This window comes from Companilactobacillus keshanensis (assembly GCF_003946205.1).
GTDB classification, from domain to species: domain Bacteria; phylum Bacillota; class Bacilli; order Lactobacillales; family Lactobacillaceae; genus Companilactobacillus; species Companilactobacillus keshanensis.
In genome coordinates this window covers 52639-70051 of sequence record NZ_RHOS01000009.1, presented here as the reverse complement: position 1 = coordinate 70051, position 17413 = coordinate 52639, and the positions used below count along the sequence as shown (strand labels likewise).

Here is a 17413-nt window from a genome sequence, read left to right as displayed (position 1 = left end):
AGTTTTTGAAGAATATGGAGGAAATAATATGACACACATTAAATTTGACGATTCTAAGTTAAGCAAGTTTATTCATGAAAATGAACTTGGCGAAATGCAAAATCTTGTAAACGCTGCTGACGAAGAATTACGTAAGGGTACTGGTGCTGGTAATGACTTCCGTGGTTTTATCGACTTACCCGTTGATTATGACAAGGATGAATTTTCACGTATCAAGAAAGCTGCAAAAAAGATCCAATCTAACTCAGAAGTATTTGTTGGAATTGGTATCGGTGGCTCGTACTTAGGCGCTCGTGCTGCTGTCGATTTCTTAAACTCATCATTCTATAACATTAAGAACAGTAAAGATGTTCCAGAAGTTTACTTTGCAGGTAACTCAATTTCTCCTAACTATCTTTCCGACTTGATCGATGTTATCGGTGATCGTGATTTCAGTATTAACGTTATTTCAAAATCTGGTACAACGACAGAACCTTCAATTGCATTCAGAATTTTGAAGGCTAAGTTGGTTGAAAAGTATGGTAAAGAAGGAGCAAAAGAACGTATCTTTGCTACAACTGACCGTGCTAAGGGTGCTCTTAAGAGTGAATCTGATGCAGAAGGCTATGAAGAATTCGTTGTTCCTGATGATATTGGTGGCCGTTTCTCAGTTCTTACAGCTGTTGGTCTATTGCCAATCGCCGTTGCTGGTGTCGACATTGATAAATTGATGGAGGGTGCTGCTGCTGCACGTAGTGACTATTCATCAGCTGATCTTACAAAGAACGAAGCTTACAAGTATGCTGCTTTGAGAAACATCTTGTATCGTAAAGGTTACACAACAGAACTTCTTGAGAACTACGAACCAAACCTACAATACTTCGGTGAATGGTGGAAGCAATTGATGGGTGAATCAGAAGGTAAAGACCAAAAGGGTATCTTCCCATCATCAGCTAACTTTTCAACTGATCTTCACTCATTAGGTCAATATATCCAAGAGGGTCGTCGTAACTTGATGGAAACAGTTGTCATGATCGACAAACCTCGTTTTGAACTTGAAATTCCTAAGGAAGCTAAGGATCTTGATGGTCTTGGTTATCTTGAAGGAAAGACAATGGATTACGTAAACAAGCGTGCTTATGAAGGCGTTGTTCTTGCTCATACTGACGGTGGCGTTCCTGTAATGAGTGTTCATATTCCAGAACAAAATGCTTACACATTAGGTTACTTGATTTACTTCTTCGAAATTGCTGTTGGAATTTCTGGTTACTTGAACGGAATTAATCCATTTAACCAACCAGGTGTTGAAGCATACAAGAAGAACATGTTCGCATTGCTTGGTAAACCAGGTTTTGAGGAACTCGGTAAAGAATTAAACGAACGTCTATAATTCGTAATTAAAATTAAAAATAGTTTGTTGAAGATGATGACCAATTTGGTTATCATCTTTTTTTATAAAAAATTGTTTTATAAATCAAAAGAACTTCGGGAAATTTTTTTAGTTATTATAAAATTTTTTTTAGTTTTACAAAATAAAATACTGTATTTTGCAGTAAATCGTGATATAGTATCAATGGTCAATTGAGCGCACGCTCAAATTATTCAATATTTATTGTTCTAGGTACACTGTATAGCTTGATCGTGTGCTCAATTCCCCTGAAAAATACGGAGATAACGTCATAAGTTGAAATGATAATATATCGCCGAATTTCTAAACCAATAGAAAAGAGGTACTGCTATGAAAAATGGTAGTGAAACAAGTAAGAAATTTGTCAGCTCAAACTCTGCTGATAACAAGAGTCTAGATGAAATTAATGGAAGCATTGAAGTTCCAGAAGGTGCTGGATTCTGGAGAACATTGATGACCTTTACTGGCCCAGGTGTTTTGATTGCCGTTGGTTATATGGACCCAGGTAATTGGATCACATCTATCGCTGGTGGTGCTCAATTCAAGTACACACTTTTGTCAGTTGTACTTATTTCCAGTTTGATTGCGATGCTATTGCAGTCAATGTCAGCCAAGTTAGGTATCGTAACTGGAAAAGATCTTGCTCAGTTAACTAGAGAGAGAACTTCTAAAGTTGGCGGATTCATTTTGTGGATCATTGCCGAACTTGCTATCATGGCGACTGATATTGCCGAAATTATTGGTTCTGGTATTGCTATTAAATTGTTATTCAATATACCCTTAATTGTTGGTATTTTGATTACTGCGGCCGATGTTTTGATCCTGTTGTTATTGATGAAATTAGGATTTCGTAAAATTGAAGCTATCGTTGCTACCTTAGTTGCAGTTATTTTATTAGTGTTCTTATACGAAGTATTTTTAGCAAAACCAAGTGTTTCAGGTATTATTGGTGGATATGTTCCCGCCGGCAGTATTATTACTAACAAATCAATGCTTTATCTTTCATTAGGTATCGTTGGTGCTACAGTTATGCCTCATGATTTGTATCTAGGATCATCAATTTCACAAACTAGAAAAGTTGATCGTGAGAATAAGAAGGACATTGCTAAAGCAATCAAGTTTTCAACAATTGATTCAAATATTCAATTGTTTCTTGCCTTCATAGTTAACAGTTTACTTTTGATTTTAGGTGCTGCATTGTTCTACGGAACAAATAGTGACTTAGGACGTTTTGTTGATTTATTCAATGCTTTAAGTAATAAGCAAGTCGTTGGTGCGATTGCCAGTCCTATTTTAAGTATGTTATTCGCTGTTGCCTTGCTATCATCTGGACAAAGTTCAACTATTACAGGTACACTTTCTGGGCAAATTATCATGGAAGGCTTCATCAGATTAAAGATGCCTTTATGGGCACAACGTCTTTTAACAAGACTTTTGTCAGTTACACCAGTTTTGATTTTCGCTATTTATTATCATGATAATGAAGCCAAAATTGAAAATTTACTGACATTCTCACAAGTATTCTTAAGTGTTGCATTACCATTTGCAATTATTCCACTAGTTATTTTCACCAGTGATAAGAAATTGATGGGTGAATTTATAAACAAGAAGTGGGTCAAGTACAGTGCATGGTTTGCTACAATTGTTCTGATAATCTTAAACATTTATCTAATCGTTCAAACAATAGCAGGAATGTAGGAGCAAGCTTATGGAAAAAAGTGAACTTCAAAAAGATAAGATAATAAAAGTTGCTCAAAGCATGTTTTCTGAACAAGGTTACGATGCAACAACAACACGGGAGATCAGTCGTAAAGCTGATATTTCTGATGGCTCACTTTATTATTATTTTCCAGATGGTAAAAGAGAAATACTTGATACGATCGTTCATCAAGGCATAGAAAGTAGAACAGTTGTTATTGATGATTGGTTTTCTGAAATTAAGACAGTATATGATTTAGAACGACAAATTATTGGTTTGTATGAACGTATTTGTTTGATTTTTGAAGATGAAGATAGTTATCGATCTTTTATGATCACAATAAGAGAACGTCCATTATTGAGTGATAGCCAATCCGATTGGTTATTAGAAATCCTAAGTAACATTCAGAATAAATTAATTCAAGAATTGAATTTGATTAAAGATCTGTTGAGTATTGATGTTAATAACTTTGAAGATACTACTGGAATAATAATTTCAATTATTCAAAAATCACTTTATGATGAGTTGGTTTTGAAGAATAATAAAGTTATAAGTAAAGAAGTCAAAGAGTTAACTGAATCAGAGATCAGCTTGATGGTTCGATTGATTGCAAAAAAGGATTTAGGCAAAAATTAAAATTTTGCTTAAATCCTTTTTGTTTTCTGAAAATTTACATCAAAAATACACTTGGTTTACATTAAATAAACAATACTGAAATATGATTATCTGGTAACAAATAATCAAACACTTAGGAGAGATTTTATGAAGAAAACAAAGTCCCTTGTTATAACTAGTTTATTATTTAGTGCCATGGTGTTAAACCCAAGTACAATTCAAGGTTTGGTTGTTCAAGCTGCTGACGGTACAGCCAATCAAAAAGTAGTTAATAACGAAGATGTGAAGGTTACATTAAAATTTGTAGATGCAAAAGGGAAAGTAATTGAAACAGGATCGCCTATTACTACATATGTACAGGGTACAGAAACGGCTATTAGTAAAAGCATAATTAAAGGATTAATTGATGATAGTAAAAATACTAAATTAACTGGTTATAAGTTGGCAGAAGATAAATCCATATATTCAATTACTGGAGAGAAAGGTAATAAAGTAGTTGAAATAGAACTAATTGAAAAAGAGACAAATAAGTCGATCATGATAAATTATATCAATGATGATAAAAATGATACTACAGAATTAAAGAATGACACGACTGTATCTGTTTCAAATGATTCAAAAGAAGTAATGATTAGTAATGTCCAACCACCAGCAGGTTATAAGCTATCTTCAAACAATGGGAAATCCTATACAATTAAAAAAGATGGATCAATTGATGTACATGTTGTTCCTAAGATCGATGGAACAAGAACGATTACCGTAAAGTATCAAATTGAAAATTCCAATAATGGTGAAAAAATAAATAATTATGAAATTAAGGATGTACTCACTGAACAACGTTATATGTTGATCGATCAAATTGAGATTCCCGAAGGATATGAATTATCTGATAAATTAACTAAAAATCTTACGATTGCTAATGGAATTGTTGTTGTTACTGTAAAACCAAAAGATTCTAGTACACCTGCTAAACCGGGTTTAACAACTAAACCAACAGTTACAGATAAAAAGACATACAAAACTACAATTAACTTTGTAGATCAAACAACAAAGAAAAAGGTTCAAACATCTAATATTTCTGGTAAAAATGGACAAGTCATGTCATTAATAGTTCCAGAAGGCTATGAATTGGCTAAGGGTGTATCTAAAAATATTAAAATTGATAATAATAAATCAATAATTGAAGTAAAAGTTGCTAAGTTAACTGCAGCAAAAATCACTGCCTTTAAAGGTTTGATCTCAACTAAAAATCCATCTGCTCTTTACTCAAAAGATGGTAAGAGAGTTGCTAATAGGGGTCTTGCAATCAATAGTGACTGGGTAACAGATAAGAAAATGGTTCTAAACGGTGAAACATACTACGGCGTTTCAACAAATGAATTCGTTAAAGCAAGCAATGTTTTTGAATTCGAAGCAGGTAACACAACTATCAAAACGTCAAATGGTATATCAAAGCATCTTTTCAACAGTAACGGTGAAATGGTTAGTAACCGTGCTCTAGCTCCCAATACATATTGGAGAACTGATAAAAGAACAATGATCGATGGTAAAACTGCTTATCGTGTTTCAACAAATGAATGGGTATTCGCTAATGATCTAGGTTAAATTTACCTGATATATTCTTCATATTCACGCTTAAAACTCAACAAAACCCAATAAAAGCTGTTAATCATTTTGATTAGCAGCTTTTTCGTTATTCTATTTTATTAGGTGTGCGGTTCAAGAAGTACTTAACTCCGGAAATAATGTGGAAGTAGACTGACAATTCCAACATATCCATATTTAAACTCTTCAAAAATGGCCATTCTCGTCTTGATGATTTCCACATGGTCGGTTGTGATTTATTAAAATCATCGGTCACTTCCTGCGGTCGATCAAGGAATATTCCTGATTCATAAAGATAGTTCGAATAGTCATAGAAGAATTCAGCCGTTTCTGGTTTATCAATATCATCTTGGAGGATCTTAACACGTGCGCGCATAAATCCTAGGGCATTACGCATTACTTGTGGTCCAGTTGTAGAATCTTGCAGGTAATTGAATAGCTGTGCAAAGAAGTGTTGATAAGAGTGGATCTCATTTTCAGTAAGATACGAGGCCAGATGATTTTTGAATGGATATTTCCAAGTATTAAGATTGTATTCCCACTTTTGTCCGATCCAAATTGTATATGGTATCTCATAGAATACTTGGGTCAGATCCTGTTCAAAACTCTGGTTGATTATCTCTGGATATTCTCTAGGTAACAACTGTTTGATTTCTCGATTAAGAATATTAGTTACGGTTTTTTTATTTGTCAATTTAAATAATTTGTTCCAAATCTGTTCATCAAACAGGTCTGGAGTGACTTCTTGCACTTGCTTTAAGTTCACAGGGGCAGAATTTAAAGTGTAACCGGCTTTAAAGCAATCATCGGTTAGTTGTAAGGTTTGGACTAAATGTCCACCTAGGGAGTGACCTAGGCCATATATAAAGCATTTATCTTGAATGCTTTTCTGTAAGTAACTAATGAATTTTCTAGCCATGACTAATTGATCCAACTCCTCAGAAGTACCAACTAATATAGCCTTTACGTTATAATTCCAGTCTTTATATCCTTCCAACAAAAATTTTTCCAAACGTTTACTTCGGGAGTTTTCAGTATAATCCATATCGGCTTCTGTACCCTTGAAAGTAACATAGCATTCACGAATTCCATCTATTTCAACTTCGTAGGCGATACCTGAAAAGCCACATTGTTCTGCTTCAGGTAATAAAACACGCGCATCATATGATTTGATAAAACTAGCGTGTCTTTGGACTTTATCAAAAATCAGATAATTCAAAAAGTTTTCTGGTGTGAAATCTTCATATAAGTAACGATCGTAATCAAATTGCATGATTTTCATTCTAAAATCAACGTCATCAAGTAATTCTTTTGCTTGATATTTTTTCGTACGTTCAGTAAATAGAGAGTCTTTATTTTGATATAAAAGAACTTTCATTTGCGTTAGATATCCCTGACACAATCCAATATTTTCATCATCAATCATTGTGATCAAGCGTTTCAACTTGTTGATTTTACGATTTCTATTGGGTAAATCGGCGGTCTCTTTTTTATGTGTTTCGTCGATATTTTTTAATTTTAATGATTTATCGATCAATGCGGGATGTAGTTCTTTATTTTGTTTAAATAATGGGTCTTTTAAATCAATAGCTTGCGAAAGGATCAGATTAGTTAATCTGGTTTTTTCTTTATCAAGATATGAATAACTGAAATAGAGCCGTTTATTTTGAGGTAATAATTTTTTACTATCCTTTTTATTGAAAGTCAGTGGTATTACTTTATGTGCTCGAAAATTTAACAGGTCAAATTGATCATAAATACGATTTAATTTATCTAATGATTTAAGTAATTCTTTCATTTGATCACCTCTGTTAATATCAGTGTAACAAAATTTTGATAAATAATAACGGAAAAAGATATGTCATATCTGTGATGCTTCACATTTGTAACATGCCACAGATGTGCTATAATGTACTTGTGGAGGTTGGAGATATGGAAATAGACATTAAATCGTACTTAGAGGATAAGCACTTAACAATCTACTTCATAGCGAAGAAGAGTGGGTATGGTTATACCACTCTGCATAAGTCGTTTAACAAAGACCAATCTTCCGCGACTCCGCTTAATCTGCGTGATATTGAGGCAATTGCCAAAGCGCAAGATATTGAGATGTGGAGAGTTTTACGTGATTTGGAGTTACATTATCTGAAGTGAGGAGGCAATTGTATGGCAAGATCATTTTGGGATGACGATTTGTTTTCAAATAACGATATGGACGATATCTTTAACAGTTTAATGGGTCAAAAAGGCGGTACGAAGTATTATGTTAACGGCCATGAATTGACACCTGAAGAATTAGCAAGATATCAAGAGATGCGCACAGCTGGTAAAAATGTTCCGGTTGAAGAGCAAAAAGCAGACAGTAAAGGTGCCGGAAACGGTAAGCTATTAGATAAATTAGGACGTAATTTAACACAAGAAGCCCGTGATGGTTTACTTGATCCCGTCATTGGTCGTGATAAAGAAATTCAAGAAACGGCTGAGATCTTGAGCCGTCGTACCAAAAATAATCCAATTTTAGTTGGTGACGCGGGTGTCGGTAAAACAGCTGTTGTTGAGGGATTAGCACAGGCTATTGTAAAAGGCGATGTTCCGGCTACTATCAAGGATAAAGAGATTATTTCAGTTGATGTATCAGCTCTTGAAGCGGGTACACAATATCGTGGTTCCTTTGAAGAGAATGTTCAAAATTTACTCAAAGAAGTTAAAAAAGCTGGAAATGTTGTTTTATTCTTTGATGAAATTCATCAAATCATTGGAACAGGTGCAGCTGGCGGAGAAGCTGGTAGTAAAGGCTTATCCGATATTATCAAACCTGCTTTGAGTCGTGGAGATTTAGCCGTAATTGGTGCTACAACACAAGATGAGTATCGTAATACGATCATGAAAGATGCCGCGTTAGCAAGAAGATTCAACGATGTAACAATCAATGAACCAAGCAAAGAAGCTACTGTGGCTATTTTGAAGGGATTGCGTAAGGCATACGAAAATCATCATAATGTTAAGTTACCTGATGATGTTTTAAAGGCCGCCGTGGATTACTCGATTCAATATATCCCTCAGAGATCACTTCCTGATAAAGCCATTGATTTGATCGATATGACAGCTGCACATTTGGCAGCTAAGCATCCTGTAACTGATAAGGTCAGTCTTGAGAAATCTTTAAAAGAAGCAGAAATCAACAAAGAAAAAGCCGCTAAGAATGAAGAGTTTGAAAAGGCCGCTGATCTTAAGAAACAGATCGAAGATATTAATGCGAAACTAAATAATGATGATCCAACAGAACCAGTGGCAAAAATCAATGATATTGCTGAATCAGTTCAAAGATTAACTGGTGTACCTGTTTCTCAGATGGGCGCTAGTGATATCGAAAGATTAAAGGATATGGGCAAGAGATTGAAAGGTCATGTCATTGGTCAAGATGAAGCCGTTGATATGGTCGTCAGGGCTATTCGGCGTAACCGTGCAGGATTTGATGAAGGAAATCGTCCAATTGGAAGTTTCCTATTTGTTGGTCCAACTGGTGTTGGTAAAACAGAACTTGTAAAACAATTAGCTAATGACATGTTTGGCAGTAAGAATGCAATCGTTCGTTTGGATATGAGTGAATATTCCGACTTAACTGCTGTATCTAAGTTAATTGGTACATCTGCTGGATATGTTGGATATGAGGACAATGGGAATACTTTGACGGAACGAGTAAGACGTAATCCATATTCCATTGTTTTACTTGATGAAATAGAAAAGGCTAACCCACAAGTTTTGACATTGTTATTACAAGTTATGGATGACGGACGTTTGACCGATGGACAAGGTAATGTGGTTGATTTCAAGAATACGATCATTATTGCTACATCCAATGCAGGCTTCGGTGAAAAGGCTATTAAAGATGAAAAACTAATGGATAAATTAGCACCGTACTTCCGTCCTGAATTTCTAAATAGATTCAATGGTATAGTTGAGTTTACACATCTTTCTAAAACAGATTTGAATCAAATTGTCGATCTAATGTTGGATGATGTGAATAAGAACTTAGCCAAGAAGCAGATTACTTTGGAAGTTACACCTGAAGCAAAAGAATGGCTGATCGATGAAGGATACGATGAGGCTATGGGTGCTAGACCATTGAGAAGAGTTATCGAGCAACAGATCAGAGATAAAGTCGCAGAATTTTATTTGGATAACTTGGATGTTAAGGATCTCAAGGCCGAATTAGTCGATGGAACTGTTAAAATTGTAAAAAAATAGTCCTAAGGAGGTAATTGATCGTGAAGTATCGAATTTTATTAGATTTAAAAGATCAATTATTTACGGCTGTGGACAAGAATGATTCGAATGTTTTTGAGAACGGTAGAACGATTCAAGAAGCCGTTAATAAATTGAAACAAAGATAGTAAGAAGGATAATCATCCTTTCTGAAAAAATGATTTAAAAAATTAAGACATCTTACAAACAGCGTAGGATGTCTTTTTTTGAGGGCAATCTGAGGTAATGTTCAGTAAAACACGAACTATAATTATAATTATGTAATAAATGTTTCTAATTGTCTTGAAAAATCAAAATGTTTCTGTAATACTAGATAAGTTCGTAATCTTTCTTCGGGGGCGTTTATTTTGGAATCATTAAATGATGAAAAAAATTTAAGCTTTATTGAACGACTATTTCATCTTAATCAGGCTGGAACTACGATCAAGCGTGAGTTTCTAGCAGGGTTGACGACATTTGTATCAATGGCATACATTTTGTTTGTTAATCCACAAGTTTTAGGGGCATCAGGTATGGATAAGGGTGCTTTGTTCACGGCAACCGCATTAACTGGTGTGATCGGGTCAGTTTTGATGGGGATCTTAGCAAATTATCCGATTGCTATTGCACCAGGATTAGGTGATAATGCCTTCTTCAGTTATTCAGTTGTTATTGCTATGGGGATTCCTTGGCAGACAGCGATGGCAGGAGTTTTTGTTGCCAGTATAATTTTCTTGATTATTTCGTTATTAAAATTACGTGAATTGGTTATTAACTCAATTCCGCAAGATTTAAAATTAGCTGTTTCAGCTGGATTAGGACTATTTATTGCCTTTGTCGGTTTACAAGGTGGGGGATTGATCGAAGCTAGTAAGTCATCATTAGTTGAGATCGGTTCATTCACGAATCCAACGACACTATTAACAATTGCCGGATTGATCGTTACGGCTGGACTTATGTGTCGCAAAGTTCCGGGCGCTATCTTCATCGGTATGGTCTTTACTACAATTGCCGGATTGGCTACAAAGCTTATTCCATTACCAAGTCATATTGTTTCTGGTATTCCTAGTTTGAAGCCAACTTTCGGCGTTGGTATTGCACATGTTGGCGATATTAAACAACCACAACTTTGGGCCGTTGTTATCATTTTCTTACTGGTAGCGTTCTTTGATACTGCCGGTACTTTGATAGGATTAGCTGAACAGGCACACTTGATGAAAAATGGTAAGATGCCAAGAATTGGGCGTGCTCTGATGGCGGATTCTATTTCAATGGTCAGTGGAGCCATCATGGGTACAACACCTCCAACTGCTTATGTTGAATCAAGTGCAGGTATTGCAATTGGTGGTAGAACTGGATTAACTTCAATAGTAGTTGGAGTATTGTTTGCAATTTCAATGTTCTTCTCACCACTTTTGACAGTTGTTACATCGAATGTAACGGCCCCAGTTCTAATTATTGTTGGGGCTTTAATGGCACAATCAATGAAGGGTATCCACTGGGAAAAGTTCGAGATTGCTTTACCGGCATTCTTGACTGTCCTAGCAATGCCGCTTACATATAACATCACATACGGTATTGCCTTTGGATTCTTAGCTTATCCATTAACAATGATCGCAGCTGGTAGAAGAAAAGAAGTTAATGGAATCATGTATGGTTTGTTCTTTGTCTTCGCATTGTTGCTTTATATTATTAATGTTTTGCCACATTCTTAAAGAGATCTTGAAATTTTCTAAATGAATAAAAAAATAAGACAAGCAATCGATTTTGGACTGCTTGTCTTATTTTTGGTTTGTCAATTACCTGTTTAAGAGTTATTTAAAGATGCTGTTTGTTGAAGGCATCTCCAACTGATTCTATTCAACTAGTGCTAAATTAGTTAATTCTAAATGTGTTCCTTAAGCATAAAAGTTATTTAAAACATTTAACTTTGTGATTATATATTTTTAAAATTTATCTTTTAGAAGCTAGAAATTCGTTACTGGTTTTGACCTTATGTTCAATGAATTGTTTATGATAATCTGCTAATAATTGCATAACTTGATTACCGATCAGACGGTAATCTTCAGTTGGTAAATTGGCCTGGGAAACACGTAAACATCCCGGATGTGTACCAAATCCAACACCATCCATCAAAACAACACCATTCTTTTGAGCAAGATTTACTAAGAAATCTAGTTGCTCAAAATTATTCTCCAAATAGTTACGGAATTCTTTACCGTATTTACGCTCTGCGACATTATAAATATCGATGATCGAGTAGTATTTAGAGTTATCATCGCTTTCATCTTTAGGATAGTTTAGAGAATCGTGCAAATCTGTATAACGTTTGCCAACGATTCTCTTGGAAGTTTCGATGTATGAATCGGTTTGATTTTTGTTAACTAGGTGAGTCAAACTGAATAGATCTTCCATTATCTGTTGCGGTGTCGATAATCCAGCAGTGTGATAGAGACTTATTGAACGCGAGTCAGCAACTAGTCGATCGATAAATTTCATTTTGGATGGGTCAAATTCTACGGAACCATATCGTTTATCGAGTTCTTTTTTATCCTTAGCCGGTAATTTTGAAATAAGCTTATCAAAAACATTATCTTCATGTGCGGCTACTAATCCTAAACGCCAGCCAGTTGCCCCGAATAATTTTGAGAATGAATAAACTAATAACGTATTATCTGGTACTACACTGTACAAAGTTTGAAAGTTTTCGACAAAGGTACCATAGACATCGTCAGTTACGATCATCAGGTCAGGACGTTTCTTGATAACCTCTTTTATTTCAGCAAGGTCCTTTTGACTAAAGGCCTTAGAACCGGGATTACTTGGATTGACCACAACAAATAATTTAATAGAAGGATCTAGTAATTTATCGATTTCTCCGGGGGCAATTTCCCAGTTATTTGAAGCATCAGAATTTAAATCCACTTCAACCATTTGATAATCATTTAAAGTGGGGATTTCAATGTAAGGAGTAAAGATAGGCGTATTGATCGCTATCTTATCACCATAATGGATCAATTTGTTTTCGCGTAACGTATTAAAAATGTAGACGATTGCGGCAGTCCCGCCTTCGGTAGTAAATATACTGGTCTCATCCTTCAAATCAACACCATTGTAAAGTGTAGTCTGTAAATATTGATTAATAATTTTTTCGGTATTTCTCAAACAACGAGCGGGTAGGGGATAGTTATTACCAATAGCACCGTCGACCAATTCCTTGATCACTTCGTCTTGGTTTAGTTTCATATCGTCACGAACGTAATCCAAAATGCTTAACCAGAAGTCGTCAATTTTATATTCTTCAGGTCTTAGAAAAGCTTCGAAACGTTGTCGCATACCATGCTGTTCAGTATATCCAGCCAAATCACCTTTGTTAATAGTACGCTCTGATTCAATAATTCCGAATTCAACTAAGCGATTAAAGGCGAGCCGGGCCTTTTTGTTGATCCAGTTCGGGTTACCACGACCAGCATCTAAGAAAATGTTATTTTTGGCATTCTCCTTAGCTAGTGAAGTCATTTTGCTGCTAATAACAAATGATTCTAAATCTTCAAGCCTTTTTTCTTCAGAAACTTTCATTAGTATCCTCCTGCTAAATACTTTCTATCAATTTTATTGTAACGGTAAATAGCAAAAAAGATACTAAAATTTGTCTTAAATGTGAAAAAAATCACGACAAATACAATAAATCGTTGTAATCGCTTTAATTTCTTTAAATACTGAACATATGTCTACTGTTACGTTTCATATTTTTTATTATAATTTGATTTTTGGTACAATATAGTTAGGAAGTGATCAATTTGTCAAAGAGAAGAGTAGTTAAAATAGAGCATCATGAGTTTGTCGATGATGTTGAAAGTGGACAAGAAGTTAAAGGATTGGATTTATTAGTAAAAGTTCAGGCGGCATCAATCAATCCAGCTGATGCAAGAAAGGTAGAACATTTAAATCCGTTACGACCTAAGGTCGTTGGTTACGATGGACTTGGAACTATTTTGGAAAAAGGCGAGCAAGTGGATGATTTTGAAGTAGGTGATGTAGTTTACTATGCTGGTAGTAATCTAAGAGCTGGTAGTTTTCAAGAGAAACAATTGATAGATTCAAGAATAGTTGCCCGTATGCCAAAGAAATTAACTGAAGCACAGGCAGTTGGTTTTCCATTGGTAAGTTTGACAGCTTATGAAATGCTATTTGAAAAATTTAAATTTGTTTCAGAGGAAAACGCTAATAAAGGTAAAAAAATTCTGATCATTAATGGTGCGGGTGGTGTTGGCTCTATCGCCAGTCAACTGGCGAAGTGGGCCGGATTGAGTGTCTATGCTACTTCGAGTCCAAAAAATTTTTCTTGGTTGAAGTCACATGGTGTTGACCATCCAATCGATTATCATGCGGACAGCAACAATTCTTTGCAAAATCTGAATGATAGTAGTTTTGATGCAACAGTTTGTTTCTATGACATTAGTAGTTATTTGAGTGAGATGATCAGATTAACTAAGCCATTTGGTCATATTGGAACAATTGTCGGGGTAAATGGTCCGCTAGATATCACATCTATGCAGAAAAAATCCTTATCATTTGATTGGGAGCTGATGTTTACCAAAGCTGCTGAGGATTATCGTGTTTCTACGCAAGGCAGAATATTAAATAAGATAACTGATCTGATCGACAGTGGTATTTTGAGAAGAATTGATACTGAAACAATTGAAGGCATAAATGCTGATAATTTGAATAAGGCTTTGAAATTATTACAAACAGGTCATAATGTGGGAAAGATAACTTTGGTAAATAATGTGTAGTGTTAGTCAGTGCTATTACGGTTATTACCGGCGTTGGTAGGAACTTGCCCGTGATCCAAGCGACTCGTCCACATGGGAACATCGTTTATTTTACCGGATCTAGCAATATTGGTAGCACTACCTGTTAAATAAATAATTTGTATAAGGATTCAAAAATGCATGATCTGAATGTAAATTCAGATCATGCATTTTAAATTGTATTTTAGAAGTTAATTTTAAAAAATCAATGATAATAATAATACGACGATTAATCCAGTGACTGACATTGCCATTGACAACAATGTCCAAGTAAGAATTGTTTCTTTTAGTGATAGTCCAAAATACTGTTTGATCATCCAAAACCCGGCTCCGTTAACGTGATCACAAAAGACCGATCCTGCACCGACTGCTAGAACCATCAAAGCGGGATTGATAGCGGAACTGGCGACTAATGGGGCAACTAAACCAGCACCGGTCAAGGCAGCAACGGTAGTTGAACCCAGACAGAAGTGGAGGGCAGCCGGAATTATCCAAGCCGCGATCAAAACTGGGAAATTAGAATTTATGAATAGACTAGAAACATCTTTAGAAACTCCACCACTGATCAAAACTTGTTTAAAAGCACCAGCACCACCGATAATTAAGAGCATCATGGAAATTTGCTTGATGGCAGTTTCCATAGTTATTCCAATTTGCTTCATAGGTGTTTTTTGAGCAATTCCCAGAGTATAGATAGCAAGTAGTAATGATAATATCATGGCTATATCTGGATTGCCGATGAATTGAATACAAATATTGATAGGATTGTTTTCGGGTAAAATATATTTGAAAATAGTCGCTAGAATAATCAATATTAAAGGCATGGTTGCTGTTAAAATACTAATTGAAAAACGAGGTATATTATCATTTTTAGCATGAGTTTTAATATTACCCAATGAAGGAATTTTGATATGTTTGCGATAAACTTTTGGATAAATTTTCTTTAAAAAATGATTGTAGACAGGTCCCATTAAAATAGTTACGGGAACGGCTGCTAATATCCCCAACAAGATAACGTGTCCAATAGGTGCTCCTAATATTTCAGCAACGGTTGTTGGAGCGGGATGTGGTGGAAGAAAAGCGTGAGCCACGTTCAAAGATACGGCCATAGGAAGTGCTAAATACAAAAAAGCAACATTTAATTCTTCCGCAATAACGAAAATAATTGGTAATAGGATCACTAAACCTACTTCAAAGAAGAGCGCTAAACCAATTATAAATGAGGTTAAGACAACTGCCCAGACAATATATTTACGTCCTATTTTTTTTGTAAATGTATTGGCAATTGAAATTCCGGCTCCAGAGTCCGATATCAACATACCAAGCATTGATCCTAATCCAAAGATTATTATCAAATGTCCAACTTGATCACCGATCCCTTGCTCGATAACGCTTGGCAACTTTGTGTAGGGTATTCCCAAGAATAACCCCACGATGACTGAAACTATTACTAATGAAAAGAAAGTATTTAGTTTTAATTTAATAATCAAGAAGAATAAGATTAAAACACCAAATAACATAATGTATATAGACATAATAAATCCTCCTTTCTATCCTCTATGGAAAGTGATTTATTTCACATATCTTTTTAAAAGAAAAGGGACTGCATAATGCATTCCCTTTTCTTGAATTTTAAGCAATTCCCATAACTTGCCAAAGTGGGACACAAACTAGTAAACCAACAATATTTATCAGCATATAACCAATTGATGATTTGGCCATAGCGGATCTTGAAACCATGCTATTATTTACAGCTGCACCACCTGTTAAGAACGGTGCGTTCATGTAAGATAGCAACCAAACATTGACACTAGTTGTAACAATAATAGCGATAATTGCAGGACTAAAGCTCATAGTACTAAAGAATGGCAATAAACCGATCGTTATCAAAGTACCAGTTGAGATCAAAGAAACAACGACAAACTTACATAGGTAAATAATGATAGGTAAAGCAATAACTGTAATATAAACATTACCAATAATTGGACTGATAACTGGTTGCAAAACAGTACGTAGCCAAGTAGTCAAACCTGCAGATTGCATTACGTTACCTAAGGCCATTACAGTACCAATGAAAATAATCGTACTCCAGCTCAAACGATTCTTGAAGTCATCTGGTGTAAGGACTCTGCAAGCGACCAAGACACTAACACCGATCAATGCTGTTACAGCAGCAGGTATATTTACAGTTGATTCAAGGATCCAGAAGATAATGGAAACAAGAATAACAGCAGCAGTGATTTTTTCATCACGAGACATAGGTCCTAATTCATTTAATTGTTTAGAAATGAATTCTTTTGAGATAGGTTTGTCATCTTTAGGCTTAAACAAAAATCTTAGTAAGAAATAACCACCAACCAAAATAATAATTGTCCAAGGAATCATCATGACAAACCAGTTTCCCCAACTCAATACTTTCTGAGCACTGGCGGGAATAAGCCCTTTGAAGGCATAATTTTGAGCAGTAGCACTCAAAAAACTGGCTTCAGTAACAAAAAATCCCCACATAGCGGCTAAGAAAATACCAGAACTGCCTTTATCATATTCTTTATACCCTAAAGCGTTACTAATACCTTTAGCAATTGGTGTACTCATAGCGGCCTTTGGGTGGGCACTAGGGATCATTGGTGCAACGATAGTTCCGGCCGTGAATAAGGCCAAAGTCTGACCCCTAAAATTGGCTGGAAAATAGGTCATGATTTTTAAAGCAATCCGTTTGATAAGTCCCGTTTTAGTAGCAGCGGCACCTAGTCCTAAACCACCAATAATGATCCACATGGTGGTGCTTGAGAAAATAGCAAATGAAACTTCAAATTTTACGGCTCCTAATACGACCCACGAAGACAGCATTAGTAAGCCAGTTGCAAAGCTTGGAATAACATTAAAAATCCAAAAAATATTTGCTGTAACAAGTGATGCCAATACGATCATTCCGGCGTGGGTCAACCCATCTGGTGTTGGGATAAAGAAGGCAATAATTACTCCTAAGATTATTCCGATAATGCCGGCAATAGTTTTCTTATGTTTCATAATGGAAAATCTCCTTTT

At 35.4% G+C, this 17413-nt stretch carries 13 protein-coding genes; 9 read left to right on the top strand and 4 right to left on the bottom strand.

Annotation, left to right across the window (positions count from 1 at the left end; translation table 11 throughout):
- The first annotated feature begins 28 nt into the window (after nucleotides 1–28).
- The 4 genes from EKM64_RS06595 (at nucleotide 29) to EKM64_RS11540 (ending at nucleotide 5306) form a co-directional block, all read left to right on the top strand.
- Nucleotides 29–1369 (top strand): glucose-6-phosphate isomerase, encoded by a 1341-nt coding sequence (locus EKM64_RS06595; RefSeq protein ID WP_125676844.1) that lies wholly within the window; start codon nucleotides 29–31, stop codon nucleotides 1367–1369.
- 348 nt (nucleotides 1370–1717) lie between these two features.
- Nucleotides 1718–3085 carry an Nramp family divalent metal transporter gene (locus EKM64_RS06590; RefSeq protein WP_125676842.1) on the top strand — a complete coding sequence of 456 codons (1368 nt, stop codon included), beginning with the start codon at nucleotides 1718–1720 and terminating at the stop codon, nucleotides 3083–3085.
- Nucleotides 3086–3095: 10 nt separating this feature from the next.
- Nucleotides 3096–3722, top strand: a complete 627-nt coding sequence (locus EKM64_RS06585; protein WP_125676840.1) for a TetR/AcrR family transcriptional regulator — start codon at nucleotides 3096–3098, stop codon at nucleotides 3720–3722.
- A 126-nt stretch (nucleotides 3723–3848) separates the two neighbouring features.
- Nucleotides 3849–5306, top strand: coding sequence for an SLAP domain-containing protein (locus EKM64_RS11540; RefSeq protein ID WP_125676838.1), 1458 nt, complete (start codon nucleotides 3849–3851; stop codon nucleotides 5304–5306).
- An 88-nt stretch (nucleotides 5307–5394) separates the two neighbouring features.
- Here EKM64_RS11540 and EKM64_RS06575 read toward each other — a convergent pair whose 3' ends face one another.
- Complete coding sequence (locus EKM64_RS06575; protein WP_125676836.1) at nucleotides 5395–7104, bottom strand: DUF6792 domain-containing protein; 1710 nt, start codon at nucleotides 7102–7104, stop codon at nucleotides 5395–5397.
- Between the two features lie 134 nt (nucleotides 7105–7238).
- Between EKM64_RS06575 and EKM64_RS06570 the strand changes: the two genes are divergently transcribed.
- The 4 genes from EKM64_RS06570 (at nucleotide 7239) to EKM64_RS06560 (ending at nucleotide 11266) form a co-directional block, all read left to right on the top strand.
- Nucleotides 7239–7460 carry a transcriptional regulator gene (locus EKM64_RS06570; RefSeq protein WP_125676834.1) on the top strand — a complete coding sequence of 74 codons (222 nt, stop codon included), beginning with the start codon at nucleotides 7239–7241 and terminating at the stop codon, nucleotides 7458–7460.
- A gap of 12 nt (nucleotides 7461–7472) precedes the next feature.
- The gene (locus tag EKM64_RS06565) at nucleotides 7473–9554 is read left to right on the top strand and encodes an AAA family ATPase (RefSeq protein WP_125676832.1); all 2082 of its coding nucleotides are present in this window, start codon (nucleotides 7473–7475) and stop codon (nucleotides 9552–9554) included.
- A gap of 20 nt (nucleotides 9555–9574) precedes the next feature.
- A complete protein-coding gene (locus tag EKM64_RS11645) occupies nucleotides 9575–9700 on the top strand; it encodes a hypothetical protein (protein ID WP_263852831.1) in 126 nt (41 codons plus the stop codon).
- Between the two features lie 219 nt (nucleotides 9701–9919).
- Nucleotides 9920–11266 carry an NCS2 family permease gene (locus EKM64_RS06560; protein WP_125676830.1) on the top strand — a complete coding sequence of 449 codons (1347 nt, stop codon included), beginning with the start codon at nucleotides 9920–9922 and terminating at the stop codon, nucleotides 11264–11266.
- Between the two features lie 238 nt (nucleotides 11267–11504).
- Here the strand turns inward: EKM64_RS06560 and EKM64_RS06555 are convergent, their stop codons facing one another.
- Nucleotides 11505–13130, bottom strand: a complete 1626-nt coding sequence (locus EKM64_RS06555) for a bifunctional aspartate transaminase/aspartate 4-decarboxylase (protein WP_125676827.1) — start codon at nucleotides 13128–13130, stop codon at nucleotides 11505–11507.
- A 221-nt stretch (nucleotides 13131–13351) separates the two neighbouring features.
- Here EKM64_RS06555 and EKM64_RS06550 point away from each other — a divergent pair, with 221 nt between their 5' ends.
- Nucleotides 13352–14347, top strand: a complete 996-nt coding sequence (locus EKM64_RS06550; RefSeq protein WP_125676825.1) for a zinc-binding alcohol dehydrogenase family protein — start codon at nucleotides 13352–13354, stop codon at nucleotides 14345–14347.
- Between the two features lie 215 nt (nucleotides 14348–14562).
- On the opposite strand, the gene EKM64_RS06545 is transcribed toward EKM64_RS06550, so the two are convergent.
- Nucleotides 14563–15900: a gluconate:H+ symporter gene (locus tag EKM64_RS06545; RefSeq protein ID WP_125676823.1), complete on the bottom strand. Its 1338-nt coding sequence runs from the start codon at nucleotides 15898–15900 to the stop codon at nucleotides 14563–14565.
- A gap of 97 nt (nucleotides 15901–15997) precedes the next feature.
- Nucleotides 15998–17395, bottom strand: a complete 1398-nt coding sequence (locus EKM64_RS06540) for an SLC13 family permease (RefSeq protein ID WP_125676821.1) — start codon at nucleotides 17393–17395, stop codon at nucleotides 15998–16000.
- Nucleotides 17396–17413 lie beyond the last annotated feature (18 nt).